Source organism: Burkholderia sp. KL41 (genome assembly GCF_057005415.2).
On sequence record NZ_CM174446.1, the window covers coordinates 1,322,482 to 1,336,152 of the forward strand.

The 13,671-nt window shown below is 67.4% G+C and carries 11 protein-coding genes; 4 read left to right on the forward strand and 7 right to left on the reverse strand.

Annotated features, from left to right (window positions below; translation table 11 throughout):
- Positions 1-101: 101 nt before the first annotated feature.
- The 6 genes from PQB87_RS06325 to PQB87_RS06350 all read right to left on the reverse strand — a co-directional run bounded on the left by PQB87_RS06325 (position 102) and on the right by PQB87_RS06350 (position 10,201).
- Positions 102-3,215, reverse strand: coding sequence for an MdtB/MuxB family multidrug efflux RND transporter permease subunit (locus PQB87_RS06325; protein ID WP_175829449.1), 3,114 nt, complete (start codon positions 3,213-3,215; stop codon positions 102-104).
- 15 nt (positions 3,216-3,230) lie between these two features.
- On the reverse strand, positions 3,231-4,598 hold the full coding sequence (locus PQB87_RS06330) for an MdtA/MuxA family multidrug efflux RND transporter periplasmic adaptor subunit (protein ID WP_489242694.1): 1,368 nt from the start codon (positions 4,596-4,598) through the stop codon (positions 3,231-3,233).
- A gap of 253 nt (positions 4,599-4,851) precedes the next feature.
- The gene (locus PQB87_RS06335; RefSeq protein ID WP_057056455.1) at positions 4,852-5,676 is read right to left on the reverse strand and encodes an IclR family transcriptional regulator; all 825 of its coding nucleotides are present in this window, start codon (positions 5,674-5,676) and stop codon (positions 4,852-4,854) included.
- A gap of 608 nt (positions 5,677-6,284) precedes the next feature.
- The gene (locus PQB87_RS06340) at positions 6,285-8,249 is read right to left on the reverse strand and encodes a PhoX family protein (protein ID WP_059681883.1); all 1,965 of its coding nucleotides are present in this window, start codon (positions 8,247-8,249) and stop codon (positions 6,285-6,287) included.
- Positions 8,250-8,408: 159 nt separating this feature from the next.
- On the reverse strand, positions 8,409-9,602 hold the full coding sequence (locus PQB87_RS06345) for an ammonium transporter (protein WP_059486636.1): 1,194 nt from the start codon (positions 9,600-9,602) through the stop codon (positions 8,409-8,411).
- Between the two features lie 263 nt (positions 9,603-9,865).
- Positions 9,866-10,201, reverse strand: a complete 336-nt coding sequence (locus PQB87_RS06350; RefSeq protein WP_059498062.1) for a hypothetical protein — start codon at positions 10,199-10,201, stop codon at positions 9,866-9,868.
- A 193-nt stretch (positions 10,202-10,394) separates the two neighbouring features.
- Here PQB87_RS06350 and PQB87_RS06355 point away from each other — a divergent pair, with 193 nt between their 5' ends.
- The 4 genes from PQB87_RS06355 to PQB87_RS06370 all read left to right on the forward strand — a co-directional run bounded on the left by PQB87_RS06355 (position 10,395) and on the right by PQB87_RS06370 (position 12,855).
- A complete protein-coding gene (locus PQB87_RS06355) occupies positions 10,395-10,823 on the forward strand; it encodes a BCAL1086 family glycoprotein (protein WP_021159399.1) in 429 nt (142 codons plus the stop codon).
- A gap of 90 nt (positions 10,824-10,913) precedes the next feature.
- A complete protein-coding gene (locus PQB87_RS06360; RefSeq protein WP_027787952.1) occupies positions 10,914-11,369 on the forward strand; it encodes an Rrf2 family transcriptional regulator in 456 nt (151 codons plus the stop codon).
- Positions 11,370-11,497: 128 nt separating this feature from the next.
- Positions 11,498-12,139, forward strand: coding sequence for an NAD(P)-dependent oxidoreductase (locus PQB87_RS06365; protein WP_059681890.1), 642 nt, complete (start codon positions 11,498-11,500; stop codon positions 12,137-12,139).
- Positions 12,140-12,384: 245 nt separating this feature from the next.
- Positions 12,385-12,855 (forward strand): Lrp/AsnC family transcriptional regulator, encoded by a 471-nt coding sequence (locus tag PQB87_RS06370; RefSeq protein ID WP_006484401.1) that lies wholly within the window; start codon positions 12,385-12,387, stop codon positions 12,853-12,855.
- Between the two features lie 42 nt (positions 12,856-12,897).
- On the opposite strand, the gene PQB87_RS06375 is transcribed toward PQB87_RS06370, so the two are convergent.
- Positions 12,898-13,671 (reverse strand): ABC transporter ATP-binding protein, encoded by a 774-nt coding sequence (locus PQB87_RS06375; RefSeq protein WP_021159403.1) that lies wholly within the window; start codon positions 13,669-13,671, stop codon positions 12,898-12,900.

The window sequence follows — 13,671 nt, forward strand, 5'->3', positions numbered from 1 at the left end:
GGCACTCGCTGGGCCGCCGCGTGTTCCGACGGATGCGTTTTCGGGAGATGGGGGGGCTGCGCCCCCCCACGCGAACGAAGTGAGCGTGGGGGTCGTTTCATTTACGCATCCGTGCGCGTGCCGGCTTGCGGGCCGTGGCGCTCGAACCAGCCGCGCACGCGGCGCGCGAGCGAGTCGAAGCCGAGGTAGATCACGGGCGTCGTGAACAGCGTCAGCACCTGCGACACGATCAGGCCGCCGGCGATCGCGACCCCGAGCGGCTGGCGCAGCTCGGAGCCCGCGCCGGCGCCGACGATCAGCGGCACCGCGCCGAGCAGCGCGGCGAGCGTCGTCATCAGGATCGGCCGGAAGCGCAGCAGGCACGCCTGGTAGATCGCCTCGCGCGGCGGCTTGCCTTCGACGCGCTCGGCCTCGAGCGCGAAGTCGATCATCATGATCGCGTTCTTCTTCACGATACCGATCAGCAGCACGATGCCGATGATCCCGATGATGTCGAGGTCGTGCCCGGTGATCATCAGCGCAAGCAACGCGCCGACGCCGGCCGACGGCAGCGTCGACAGGATCGTGATCGGGTGGATGTAGCTCTCGTACAGCACGCCGAGCACGATGTACATCGTGACGACCGCCGCGAGGATCAGGAACAGCTGGTTCGACAGCGATGCCTGGAACGCGAGCGCCGCGCCCTGGAAGCGCGTCTGGAACGACGCGGGCAGCCCGATGTCCTTCTCGGCGGCCTCGATCGCCTTGACCGCCTCGCCGAGCGACGCGCCCGCCGCGAGGTTGAACGAGATGGTGGTCGACGGGAACTGCGACAGGTGCGCGACCAGGAGCGGCGACGGTCGTTCGTGGAACGACGCGATCGACGACAGCGGCACCTGGCCGCCGCCCGCCGACGGCAGGTAGATGTCGTTCAGCGATTGCGCGTAGTGCTGCTCCTTGGGCTCGGACTCGAGAATCACGCGGTACTGGTTCGACTGCGTGAAGATCGTCGACACGATGCGCTGGCCGAACGCGTCGTACAGCGCGTTGTCGACGGTTGCCGGCGTGATGCCGAAGCGTGCGGCGCTCGCGCGGTCGATCTCGATGTAGACGGACTGGCCGTTGCTCTGCAGGTCGGTCGCGACGTCGGCGAGCGACGGCTCCTGCTGCAGCCGCGCGACGAGCTTCGGCACCCAGGTCGCGAACTCTTCCGAGTTCGGGCTCGTCAGCATGAACTGGTACTGCGTCGGGCTGACGGTCGAGTCGATCGTTAGATCCTGCACCGACTGCATGAAGAGCGAGATCCCGGTGATGTTCGCCACGCGGTGCTGCAGGTCGCGGATGATCTGCGCGGCCGTTTCGGAACGTTCGTCGCGCGCCTTCAGGTTGATCAGCATCCGGCCGCTGTTCAGCGTGATGTTGCTGCCGTCGACGCCGATGAACGACGTGAGGCTCACGACGTTCGGATCCTTCAGGATCTCGGCCGCGAGCGTCTGCTGGCGCTCGGCCATCGCGCCGTACGAGATCGACTGCGGCGCCTGCGTGATCGCCTGGATCACGCCGGTGTCCTGCGCGGGGAAGAAGCCCTTCGGCACGTAGACGTACAGCAGGCCCGTCAGCGCGAGCGTCAGCAGCGCGACGACGAGCGTCGAGCGCTGGCGGTTCAGCACCCATTCGAGCGCGACCGCGTAGCGCGCGATCACCCAGTCGATCGCCTGGTGCACGCGTGCCTCGAAGCGGTGGCTTTCGGGCGGCGGCGAATGGCGCAGCAGCTTCGCGCACATCATCGGCACGAGCGTGAGAGACACGATCGCCGAGATCACGATCGTCACCGCGAGCGTGATCGCGAATTCATGGAAGAGGCGCCCGACCACGTCGCCCATGAACAGCAGCGGGATCAGCACCGCGATCAGCGATACCGTCAGCGAGATGATCGTGAAGCCGATCTGCTTCGAGCCCTTCAGCGCGGCCTCGAGCCCCGATTCGCCTTCCTCGACGTAGCGCGCGATGTTCTCGATCATCACGATCGCGTCGTCGACGACGAAGCCGGTCGCGATGGTGAGCGCCATCAGCGACAGGTTGTTCAGCGAGAAGCCGGCCATGTACATCACCGCGAGCGTGCCGATCAGCGACAGCGGCACCGACAGGCTCGGGATGATCGTCGCGTAGATGTTCGCGAGGAACAGGTACATCACGAGCACGACGAGCCCGACCGCGACCAGCAGTTCGAACTGCACGTCGCGCACGGCGGCGCGGATCATCGTCGTGCGGTCGGTGACGATCTGCACGTCGAGCGCGGCCGGCAGCGTTTCCTGCAGCTTCGGCAACTGCGCCTTGATCGCGTCGACCGTCTGGATCACGTTCGCGCCCGGCTGGCGCTGCACGTTCAGGATGATCGCGGGCTCCGAATTCACCCACGCGCCGAGCTTGGTGTTCTCCGAGCCGGCCACGACCGTCGCGACGTCGGTGAGCATCACCGGGCGGCCGCCCTTGTACGCGACCACCGCGCTGTTGTATTGATCGGCGCTCGTGAGCTGGTCGTTCGCGTTGATCGTGTACGCGCGCGTCGGGCCGTCGAAGTTGCCCTTCGGCGTGTTCACGTTCAGGTTCGAGATCGTCGTGCGCAGGTCGTCGAGGTTCATCCCGTACTGCGCGAGCGCGGTCGGGTTCGCCTGGATCCGCACCGCCGGGCGGTTGCCGCCCGACAGGCTGACGAGGCCGACGCCCGCGATCTGCGAGATCTTCATCGCGAGGCGCGTGTCGGCGAGGTCCTGCACCTGCGTGAGCGGCAGCGTCTTCGACGTGACGGCGAGCGTGATCACCGGCGCGTCGGCCGGGTTGACCTTCGCATAGATCGGCGGGGCAGGGAGGTCGGACGGCAGCAGGTTGCCGGCCGCGTTGATCGCGGCCTGCACTTCCTGTTCGGCGATGTCGAGCGGCAGGTCGAGCGAGAACTGCAGCGTGATCACGGACGAGCCGGCCGAACTCTGCGACGACATCTGGTTCAGCGACGGCATCTGCCCGAACTGCCGTTCGAGCGGCGCGGTGACCGACGAGGTCATCACTTCCGGGCTCGCGCCCGGGTAGAAGGTCTGGACCTGGATCGTCGGATAGTCGACTTCCGGCAGCGCGGCGAGCGGCAGGAAGCGCAGCGCGACGAGACCGGCCAGCATGATCGCCGCCATCAGGAGGGCGGTGCCGACCGGCCGGAGAATGAAAAGGCGGGAGGGATTCATCGAGCGGCCCGCGCGTTACTGGGCCGCGGGGGCCGCTGCCTGCGACGCGCCGTGCCGGTGCCCGCCGCGCTGGCCGCCGGCGCCCGATGCACCCGACGCCGCACCGGCGCCGCGCGCGCCCGACGCGCCTTTCGGCTTGTCGGCCGGGATCGAGATCTTCGCGCCTTCGCGCAGGCGGTCGGAGCCGTCGGTCACCACGCGCTCGCCGAGCGACACGCCGCTGACGATGCTCGTGCGTTCGCCGTCGACCGGGCCGATCGTGACCTTGCGCACCGTCACCGTGTTGTCGGGTTTCACGACGTAGACGAACTGGCCGATCGAGCCGGTCAGCACCGCGGAGGTCGGCACGATCGTCGCGTTGCGCATCACGTCGACGAGCAGCCGCGTGTTCACGAACTGATTCGGGAACAGCATGCCTTCCTTGTTATCGAAGTTCGCGCGCAGCTTGACCGTGCCGGTGCTCGTGTCGATCTGGTTGTCGAGCGTCGCGAGCGAGCCCGTCGCGAGCGGCACCGTGTTGTTGCGGTTGTACGCGGTGACCGACAGCTTCTGGCCCGCGTTCACCTGCTTGAGGATCTGCGGCAGGTTGTCTTCCGACGTCGTGAAGATCACGCTCATCGGCTGCAACTGCGTGATCACGACGATGCCGTTGGCATCGCCCGGCGTCACGTAGTTGCCGGGGTCGACCTGGCGCAGGCCGACGCGGCCCGACACCGGCGCGGTGATGCGCGCATACGTGAGGTTCAGCTTCGCGGAATCGATCGCGGCCTGGTCGGTCTTCACCGCGCCTTCGTATTGCTTGACGAGTGAGGCCTGCGTATCGACCGTCTGCGACGCGATCGAATCCTGCGACAGCAGAGTCTGGTAGCGCTTCAGGTCGAGGCGGGCCGTCGCGAGCAGCGCCGAGTCGCGCGCGTGCGTGCCTTCGGCGTTCTCGAGCGACACCTGGTACGGGCGCGGGTCGATCTGCGCGAGTACGTCGCCTTTCCTGACGATCTGGCCTTCCTGGAACGAGACCGACTGCAGGTAGCCCGACAGCTGCGTCTTGACCGTCACGTTCGCGAGCGGCGTGACGGTGCCGAGCGCGGACAGCACGATCGGCATTTCGCCCTGCGTCGCGGTCGCGACCTGCACGGGCTGCGGAATGTTCGCCATCGCGGCGGGGCCGCCTCGGCCGCGGTGGCCGCCGCCACCGGCGGCGCTTGCACCCGCGCCCGTCGCGGCACTGCCGGCCGCCGGCGTGCGGTTCCACGGGTGCCACCACAGCAGGCCGCCGATGACGACGACCGCGAGCGCCCCGGCCATCAGCGTGCGGCGCGGGCGTCGTGCGGCGGGAGACGCGGGGTCGTTCGAAGGAGGCGTGGGCTTTTGTTCGTTATCCATCGTGTTCTGTCAGGAAGACGGCGCGGCGTGCCGGAAATCGGACTGCTGGGCTGCGCGTGGGCGGGCGGTGCCGGGAGGGGGCGCCCGGCTCGGTCCGGGGCCCCGCCGGCCTGCGCGGGAAAAGAGCGGTGCGCACCGCGAAGGCGGCGCGACGATGGGCATGATCCTACGTCCCGTCCCCGTTACAGTCCAGTGGACTATCTTTCAACGGGTTACGGTCGTTACAGAACGCAATTGGACGATGACGAATCGATTACACGGCGTGCCGCCGGGCCGGTGCGCCGCCGATCTCGCGGGTGATTTTCGCGATGCATTCGTGCAGCGCGGGTACCACGTGTTCGTGCAGCCATTCGGGCGGGCACTGGTGCGACGCGCCGCCGCAATTCACCGAATAGCGCTGGCCCGACGGGCCGACGAAACCGGCCGCCACCGCATTCAGGCCCTCGCGCCATTCGCCGATCGCGATCGCGCAACCGTCGCGCATTGCGTCGTCCAGCGCGGGGGTCAGGCGCGCGGACACGTGCGGCCAGTCGTCGCCGGCCGTGGTGCGCAGCGACTCGAGCAGCAGGCGGCGTTCGTCGTCCTCGAGTGCGGCGAGATACGCACGGCCTACCGCGGTGCGCGCGATGTCCATCCGCGAGCCGATCTCGAGACGTGTGACGAGCACGGCCGAGCGCGGCCGGATCACGTCGATCGCGACCATGTCGAGCCGGTCGCGCACCGCGAGGTGCACGGACAGGGACGTGCGTTCGGCCAGCTCGATCATGAACGGCCGCGAACGCGCGCGGATGTCGAAGTTGCGCAGGAAGCCGTGGCTCAGTTCGAGCACCGACGCGGTGAGCACGAAGCGCTCGCTGTCGGGCAACTGGAACAGGAAGCCGGCGCTGACGAGCGTCGCGGTGATGCGCGAGACGGTCGGCTTCGGGATGCCGGTCAGTTCGGTCAGCTCGCGGTTGCTGACGGGCGCGTCGGCAGCCGCGATGCGACGCAGCACCGCGAGTCCGCGGGCGAGGGCGGTGATTTCGTCGGGCGAGGATTCACGGTCCCGCGACGCGGGAGGGGTTACAGTGGTCGACACGAGGGATTCTCTCTATTTCCGAAACTCGATTTCAATTTTGTTGGTATTGTAGGATTATTGTCAAAGGATGCATGTTCCGCAGGCGAACCGGTCATTGGATGAGATTTTACGGGTTCACCCTTGGTTTATTAGGAAAACGCTCAAATGAGCGTTGCCAGAAAGTGCATGAACCGGTGCAAATACCGCTTGACTTGTCGGGCGGAAACGGAAAGAATGTCTCACGTTTTCGAAACATCGTTTCAAGAGTTTAACCGGCAACGATGTTTCGCGCAGTCTCTCAGGTTCTAGCACGGCCCTCGGAATGGCTAGAACTTTTTTAGCGCCACGGTCTCCGTGGCGCTTTTTTTTGCCCGTTTTCCTGCTCGCCCGCCCGGACGTGTCAGGCCCGTATTATCCCCCGATCGTCGAACCCCCCCGTTTTTACCCGCGCGGCGTCTGCTCGCGCATGCGCCTGACGCGATTCGCACGCGCAAAAAAAAGCGCGATGCCCGCACTGGGCATCGCGCATCAAACGGCGTGGAGCGCCGACGAATGATCGGTGATGAAGAAAGGGACGCCCGGTCAGGGACGCCCCCGGCCGGCGGGTGGCGCCTCCTCGCGCGGCCCGGTCAGGCCTTCGCGAGCTTGATGCTGGTCTGCTCGGCCGTCAGGTAGCCGACGCTCGCGCCGAAGCGGTCCTTGAAGTTCGCTCGCACGAGCGGGTCGAGCGTCGGCTTGACCTTGTCGTGCAGCGGCGATTCCCAGTCGCCCGCGTGCTGGAAGTTGCTCATGATGTACGTCCAGCCGTTGATCTCGTCGACCGCGTGCAGGCCCGTCGATTCCGCGCCGGCCGGGCACGACAGCACGCGCACCAGCGACTTCGTGTCGACGTTGTACGCCCACAGGAAGTTGTTCACGTGCATGCCCGAGTCTTCGCCGATGAAGAGCGTGCGCAGTTTTTCGGAGAACTTCAGGTTGTCCGGGTTCGCGATCTTGTCCGGGTTCGCGAGGTTGCCGAGCCCGTCGGCCGCGGCGAGATCCTCGCCGACGAGCGCGGCCGGCGCGCCCATGTCGACCGGCACCCATTCGCTGTCGATCGCGCTGCCCGTCGTGTCGCGCTGGCTGCCCTTCAGGTTCAGCGCATAGACGGCGCCCGCGGCGATCTTCTTGTCGACCGCGACGTCGCGCGACGCCGCATTGCCCTTGACCATCGACGTCTCGATCCGCGACATCGCCGTGTAGACGATCTTGTCCTTCGCGTTCACGGTCGTGCCTTCGAGCTTCGTGAAGCCCATGCTGCCGCCGAGCAGTGCCGCGTAGCGGTGCGTCTCGAGGAACGCGGCCGCCTTTTCCATCCCCGGCTTCACGCGCATCCAGTTGAACTTGCCGCCGAAGTGGATCTTCGTGTAGCTCGCATCGTTCGGGTCGGTGGTCACCAGGTCCATGATGTCCGACGCCTTCAACGTGTTCGCGAGCGCCTCGATCTCGCTGCTCGTCGCGTGGCCGATCCTGATCCACGTGAGCGTCGCGGTGCCGGCGCCGGCCGACGAGGTCTGCGTCCACTTCGCGACGTACAGCGTGCCGGCCGACAGGTCGGCGGCCTTGTCGGCGACGAACATGAACAGGCCGCCGTTGGTGGCGTCGTCCCCCATCATCACGGTGCGCTGGTCCGGCATCACCTGGATCAGCTCGTGCGAGATGCGGCCGAGGCAATAGTGCTTCTTCACGGTGCCCGTGCCGTCGGGATTCACGGTGATCTCGGGCAGGTGGCCGTAGTGGTAGGGGTTCGCCTTCGTCTCGTCGCCGAACGTGTTCTTGCTGAACGCCTTGAACTGCGCGTCGGTCGCGGCCTTGGTCGCGTCCGGCTCGTACTCCTCGCTCGACAGGTGCGTGCCCCACGGCGACAGGCTCGCGCCGCACGTGATCCACAGGCCGTGTGCCTTCGACGTGTCGACGTTGTGGTACTTGACGACCTTCAGCGCGCCGTTGGCCGGATCCTGGTCGAGCGTCAGCACCGCGATCGGCGACGGCAGCTGGCCGTACTGCGATGCGCTCGCCTGGTCGCGCGTCGTGTATTCGAACTGCACGACGGCGAACACCGTGTTGCCTTTCACGCCGGGCACGTTCGCGTTCTTCAGCGTCAGCAGCGAGCTGCCGTCCGGGCAGTCGGAATAGAACTGGCGCTCCTTGCCGGCAACCGAGCGGTCGATGATCGGCTGGTTGTTGATGTCGTAGTAGCCGCCCGCGAGCGTCGTGCCGCCCTTGCCGTCCGGCACCATGTCGCCCGTCACGAAGAACGGCCGGTACGCCAGCTTGAAGTTGCGCGCCGAACCGTCCGAGAACGACACCGACAGCGTCGAGCCGACCGTCGTCGTGGCCATCGCGGCCGCGTTGTCGAGCGTGGGTGCGGCCATCGCCGAGAACGTCGCCGACGTGTACGCGGCGGCGACCGGGGCCGGCGTCGACGCCGGATTGTCGTCGCCGCCGCAACCCGTCAGCAGGGCCGGCAGCGCGAGGCCGGAAAGGGGAAGCATCGGCGCGCCGGCGAGGATCTTCAGGGCCTGACGACGGGAAGCATTGGGCAACGCGGGCATGTGGAGTCCAGTTTCAGTTGTTGGAAGAATGGCCTTCGCGAAGCAGGCGCTCGGCAAGCGTCGCGAAGGCAAATTGAAAACTGGACGGAAGTGTAAGGACGCTCGATGAAAGTTTTTTGAATTGAAAACGTAATGGCAGGCCGGGCGTTCGTCAGGGGCTCAATCGCGTTCGGGCGTCGCCGAGATGCGGTGGATCGACAGGTCCGCGCCGTCGAACTCGGCTTCGCGGTCGAGGCGCAGCCCGACGGTCGCCTTCAGCGCACCGTACACGAGCGTGCCGCCCGCGGTCGCGATCGCGATGCCGCCGAGCGTGCCGACGAGCTGCGACATGAACGACACGCCGCCGAGGCCGCCGAGCGCGGGCAGGCCGAACACGCCGGCCGCGAGGCCGCCAAGCGCGCCGCACATGCCGTGCAGCGGCCACACGCCGAGCACGTCGTCGATGCGCCACTTGTTCTGCACGCAGGTGAACATCGCGACGAACAGTGCGCCGGCGGCCGCGCCCGTGACGAGTGCGCCGATCGGGTGCATCACGTCGGAGCCCGCGCATACCGCGACGAGGCCCGCGAGCGGCCCGTTGTACGTGAAGCCCGGGTCGTTGCGGCCGGCCATCCACGCGGCGAGCGTGCCGCCGACCATCGCCATCAGCGAGTTCACGGCGACGAGGCCGCTGATCTTGTCGAGCGTCTGCGCGCTCATCACGTTGAAGCCGAACCAGCCGACCGCGAGCACCCACGCACCGAGCGCGAGGAACGGGATGTTCGACGGCGGGTGCGCGGCGATCCGGCCGTCCTTCGCGTAACGGCCGTGGCGCGCGCCGAGCAGCAGTACGGCCGGCAGCGCGACCCAGCCGCCGAACGCGTGCACGACGACGGAGCCCGCGAAATCGTGGAACGGCGCGCCGAACGCGTGCGCGAGCCAGGCCTGCACGCCGAAGCGTTCGTTCCACGCGATCCCTTCGAAGAACGGATAGATGAAGCCGACGATGATCAGCGTCGCGACGAGCTGCGGATTGAACTTCGCGCGCTCGGCGATGCCGCCGGACACGATCGCGGGAATGGCCGCCGCGAAGGTCAGCAGGAAGAAGAAGCGCACGAGCGCGTAGCCGTTGTGCTGCGACAGCGTGCCGATGTCGTCGAAGAACTCGACGCCGTACGCGATCGTGTAGCCGATGAAGAAATACGCGAGCGTCGACACCGAGAAGTCGACCAGGATCTTCACGAGCGCGTTGACCTGGTTCTTCTTGCGGACCGTGCCGAGTTCGAGAAATGCAAAGCCCGCGTGCATCGCGAGCACCATGACGGCGCCGATCAACAGGAACAGTGAGTCGACGCCGGATTTCAGACCATCCATGCCGTGGCTTCCTTGCGCAAAAAACGGGCAAGGAATGCAAATATCGAGCCAACTTGGTGAGTCGCCGCATGGAGTTGGTGCCCGGGCGCCGCGTGGTGAGGCATTCCGATGAATCGTGCACGGGAAGAGGGCGTAGCCGGCGCAGCCCGAGCGCGATGCCGGGTGCACGTGTGTGGTGCGGCGCGTACGGAACTGGTGCGTGCGACGAGCCGGTTGGTGCGGCGTGGTGCGCGATGGTGCGGCGCGGCGCACCAGCCGGCGCGTCAGTGGCGCGCGAACAGCGGGGGCGGCCGCCGCAGCCGCAGCGCACACACCGACCAGTAGGCGGCGACGGTTGTCAGCCCGAGCGCGGCGAACGCGAGCGCCGCGAAGCCTGTGAGCGACTGGCCGTCGGCGTCGGGGCCGAGGATGCCTTGCGCGACGATCAGCGCGGCCGTCCAGAAGCCGATCACGGCCTGCGCGAGCAGGCGCGCGGCAGCGACGCGGCGCGGGCGCCCGGATTCGGCCAGACGGTGCACCGACCGCGGGCGCAGACACAGGAACAGCGTGGCGGCGAGCAACGCGGCCAGGGCGATGAGCCAGTTGACGAGGAAATCCATGAGAAAAAGGGGGCACGTCCGAAGCGGGTTGAAGCTCGCCCACTTTAGAGTCCTCGCGTGCGCGATTGAATCAGACAAGTCCGAAATTGAAAGCCATTTTTAACGGCGGGGCGTGATTGGCCCTGTTCAACAGGCGGTATCATCGACGTCGGTCCAACCACGAGGCCGCGCCACGCGCGGCCGGAGATTGCTGATGAAGATGAAGACATCGCGGGCGCGTCGCGTGCCCGGGTCCGTACTGGCGGCCGTGGCCGCCGGTGCGCTGCTGTTGCTCGCGGGCTGCGAGAAGTCCGGTGCGCCGGTCACGCAACCCGATACGGCCGCGAGCGCGGCCGCCGATGCCGCGAACAATGCGGCCAAGGCGCTCGACCAGGTGGCGAGCACCGTCAACCAGCAGATCAACGCCGCGAAGGCCGGCATCGCGTCCGCGGCGTCGGCCGTGCCGCCGCTGTCCGCGAGCGGCCTCGCCTCCGCCGCGCAGGCGCAGATCGATGCGGCTGCTTCCGCGGTCGTCGCGCATGCGGCTTCCGAAGCCGGCGCGAAGATCGCCGAAGCCGGCAAGAAGCTGCAGCAGTGGAGCCAGCAGAATGCGTCGGGCGCCAAGCCCGCGAGCGGAGAGTGACGCGGGCTTGCATGATCCGCGAAATGTAATTATGATAGTTACATATGTCGCCGGCCGCAGGATGGGCCGGCGTCGTCAAGTGAGTGAGGAATGAATACCAGCAGCCGGTTCGCGTTTGCCGTCCACGTGCTTGCCTTGCTGTCGATGCAGGAAGGCGTGCCGCTGTCGTCCGACATCATCGCGGGCAGCGTGAACACGAACCCGGCGCTGATCCGCCGCTTGCTGTCGATGCTGGCGGCTGCCGGGCTGACCACGTCGCAGCTGGGCGCGGGCGGCGGTGCGCTGCTGGCGCGCGAGCCCGGCGCGATCACGCTGCTCGACGTATATCGTGCGGTCGACGATGCGCAACTGTTCGCGCTGCACCGCGAGGCACCGAATCCCGCGTGTCTCGTCGGGCGGCACATCCAGGGCGCGCTGACCGACTACATCGGCGACGCGCAGCGCGCGATGGAAGCCTCGCTTGCCACGCGCACGCTGGCCGACGTCACGGCCGACGTGCTGGATCTGGAGCAGCGCACGCAACATGAGGCGCGCGCCGGCGGGTAACCGGCGGCAGGGCAGGAAGCCGGACGGCGCGCACGCGCGGCGACCGGCGCAACGGGGGCTTTGCCCCGTTTTTTTCGGTCTTATCTGTAATTGACTTTGTTACATATTTTGCTTACTGGAGAATCGACATGACGCAACGTACCCTGAATATCGCGCTGTTCGGCGCCACCGGCACGATCGGCTCGCGCATTGCCGCGGAAGCCGTGCGACGCGGCCATCGCGTGACCGCGCTGTCGCGCCATCCCGGCGCGGCCGGCGACGGCATCACCGCGAAGGCGGCCGACCTGTTCGACGCGGCCAGCATCGCGGCCGCGCTGCCGGGTCATGACGTCGTCGCGAGCGCGTACGGCCCGAAGCAGGACGATGCGACGAAGGTCGTCGCGGCCGCGAAAGCGCTGGTCGCCGGCACACGCCAGGCGGGCCTGAAGCGGCTCGTGGTGGTGGGCGGCGCAGGTTCGCTCGAAATCGCGCCGGGCAAGCAGCTGGTCGACAGCGAAGGTTTTCCTGAAGCGTACAAGGCGCAGGCGCTCGCGCACCGCGATGCGCTCGCCTACCTGAAGACGGTCGACGATCTCGACTGGACGTTCTTCGCGCCGGCCGCGATGATCGCCCCGGGCGAGCGCACGGGCACGTTCCGCACGGGCGTCGGCAAGCTGATCGTGGATGCGCAGGGCAACAGCAAGATCTCGACGGAAGACTACGCGGTCGCGTTCGTCGATGCGCTCGAGCAAGGCAGCTTCGTGCGCGAGATCGCGACGGTCGCGTATTGAGCGGCGCGCCGGCCGGCGCGTGAGCGTCGGGCCGGCACGCAACGTGCAGGAACGCCAGGCGATTCCACCTTGACGGGCGGGATCGCCTGTTTCGTCTGGAGCGGGCCGCGTGCCGACGGACCCGCTCGTCCCGCGCGTGTACCGGATCGGTATTTATACCGGTCGACGCGGCGAGGCGGTTTTCATATTGTTCCCCGTTGTGCAGGATGAATAGAATAAATTTCTATCTACGAGGGACTGGAGAAATGGACGCCATCGATCGCAAGCTGCTGGAGCTGTTGCAGGCGGATGCCACGCTGCCGATCGCGGAACTGGCACAGCGCGTGAACCTGTCGCAGACGCCGTGCTGGAAGCGCGTGCAGCGGCTCAAGGAAACCGGCGCGATTCGCGCGCAGGTTGCGCTGTGCGATCCGCGCAAGCTTGGGGTCGGCACGACCGTGTTCGTCGCGATCCGGACGAACCAGCACACCGAGGAATGGGCGCAGCGGTTCACGCAGGCCGTGCGCGACATGCCGGAAGTGGTCGAGGTGTACCGGATGAGCGGCGAGACCGATTATCTGCTGCGCGTCGTGGTGGCCGGCATCGACGATTACGACCGCGTCTACAAGCAGCTGATTCGTACGGTGCCGCTGTTCGACGTCAGTTCGTCGTTCGCGATGGAGCAGATCAAGTATTCGACCGCGCTGCCCGTGCGCGACCTTGCCGAGCCGGCGTAGCGCGGCAATGAAACGGCGCGGGCGTGCAGCGCGCCCGCGGGTTCAGCGGCCGCGCGCCAGTGCGCGTGCGCGCTCGTCGGCCAGTGCGTCGCGACGCACGAAATCCGCGACGAACGGGCTGGCCGGATGGTGATGCAGTGCGTACGGCGTATCCCATTGCGCGAGCTGGCCATCCTTCATCACGCCGATCCGGTCGGCGATCGCGAACGCTTCCGCCTGGTTGTGCGTGACGAGGATCGCGGTGTGGCCCGTGCGTTTCAGGATGTCGCGCAGCTCGAACGCGAGCCGCTCGCGCGTATCGACGTCGAGATTCGAGAACGGCTCGTCGAGCAGCAGCAGTTCCGGTGACGGCGCGAGCGCACGGGCGAGTGCGACGCGTTGCTGCTGGCCGCCCGACAACTCGTGCGGATAGGCGCTGCCGGAATCGGCGAGGCCGACGAGATCGAGCATTTCCGCGACACGCATGCGCCGTTCGGTCTTCGGCATGCGCCGCAACCCGAACGCGACGTTGTCGGCCGCGCTGAGGTGCGGAAACAGCGCGTAATCCTGGAACATCATGCCGATGCGGCGCCGCTCGGGCGGCACGTCGAGCGACGGCGCCGCGACGGGCGCGCCGTCCAGCACGATGCGCCCCATGCGCACCGGTTCGAAGCCGGCGATCGCGCGCAGCACGGTGGTCTTGCCGCAGCCCGACGCACCGAGCAGGCAACCGATGTCGCCGCGCGGCAGCGCGAGGCTCAGGCCGTCGACCACCGTGCGGCGGCCGTGCGGCGTGTCGTAGGCGAGGCAGAGGTCATCGAGTTCGAGCAGGTTCAC

Bases quoted from the DNA above. Each gene is read 5' to 3' on its own strand.
- PQB87_RS06325 (WP_175829449.1), bottom strand. From the start codon at position 3,215: ATGAATCCCTCCCGCCTTTTCATTCTCCGGCCGGTCGGCACCGCCCTC.
- PQB87_RS06330 (WP_489242694.1), bottom strand. From the start codon at position 4,598: ATGGATAACGAACAAAAGCCCACGCCTCCTTCGAACGACCCCGCGTCT.
- PQB87_RS06340 (WP_059681883.1), bottom strand. From the start codon at position 8,249: ATGCCCGCGTTGCCCAATGCTTCCCGTCGTCAGGCCCTGAAGATCCTC.
- PQB87_RS06345 (WP_059486636.1), bottom strand. From the start codon at position 9,602: ATGGATGGTCTGAAATCCGGCGTCGACTCACTGTTCCTGTTGATCGGC.
- PQB87_RS06350 (WP_059498062.1), bottom strand. From the start codon at position 10,201: ATGGATTTCCTCGTCAACTGGCTCATCGCCCTGGCCGCGTTGCTCGCC.
- PQB87_RS06355 (WP_021159399.1), top strand. From the start codon at position 10,395: ATGAAGATGAAGACATCGCGGGCGCGTCGCGTGCCCGGGTCCGTACTG.
- PQB87_RS06360 (WP_027787952.1), top strand. From the start codon at position 10,914: ATGAATACCAGCAGCCGGTTCGCGTTTGCCGTCCACGTGCTTGCCTTG.
- PQB87_RS06365 (WP_059681890.1), top strand. From the start codon at position 11,498: ATGACGCAACGTACCCTGAATATCGCGCTGTTCGGCGCCACCGGCACG.
- PQB87_RS06370 (WP_006484401.1), top strand. From the start codon at position 12,385: ATGGACGCCATCGATCGCAAGCTGCTGGAGCTGTTGCAGGCGGATGCC.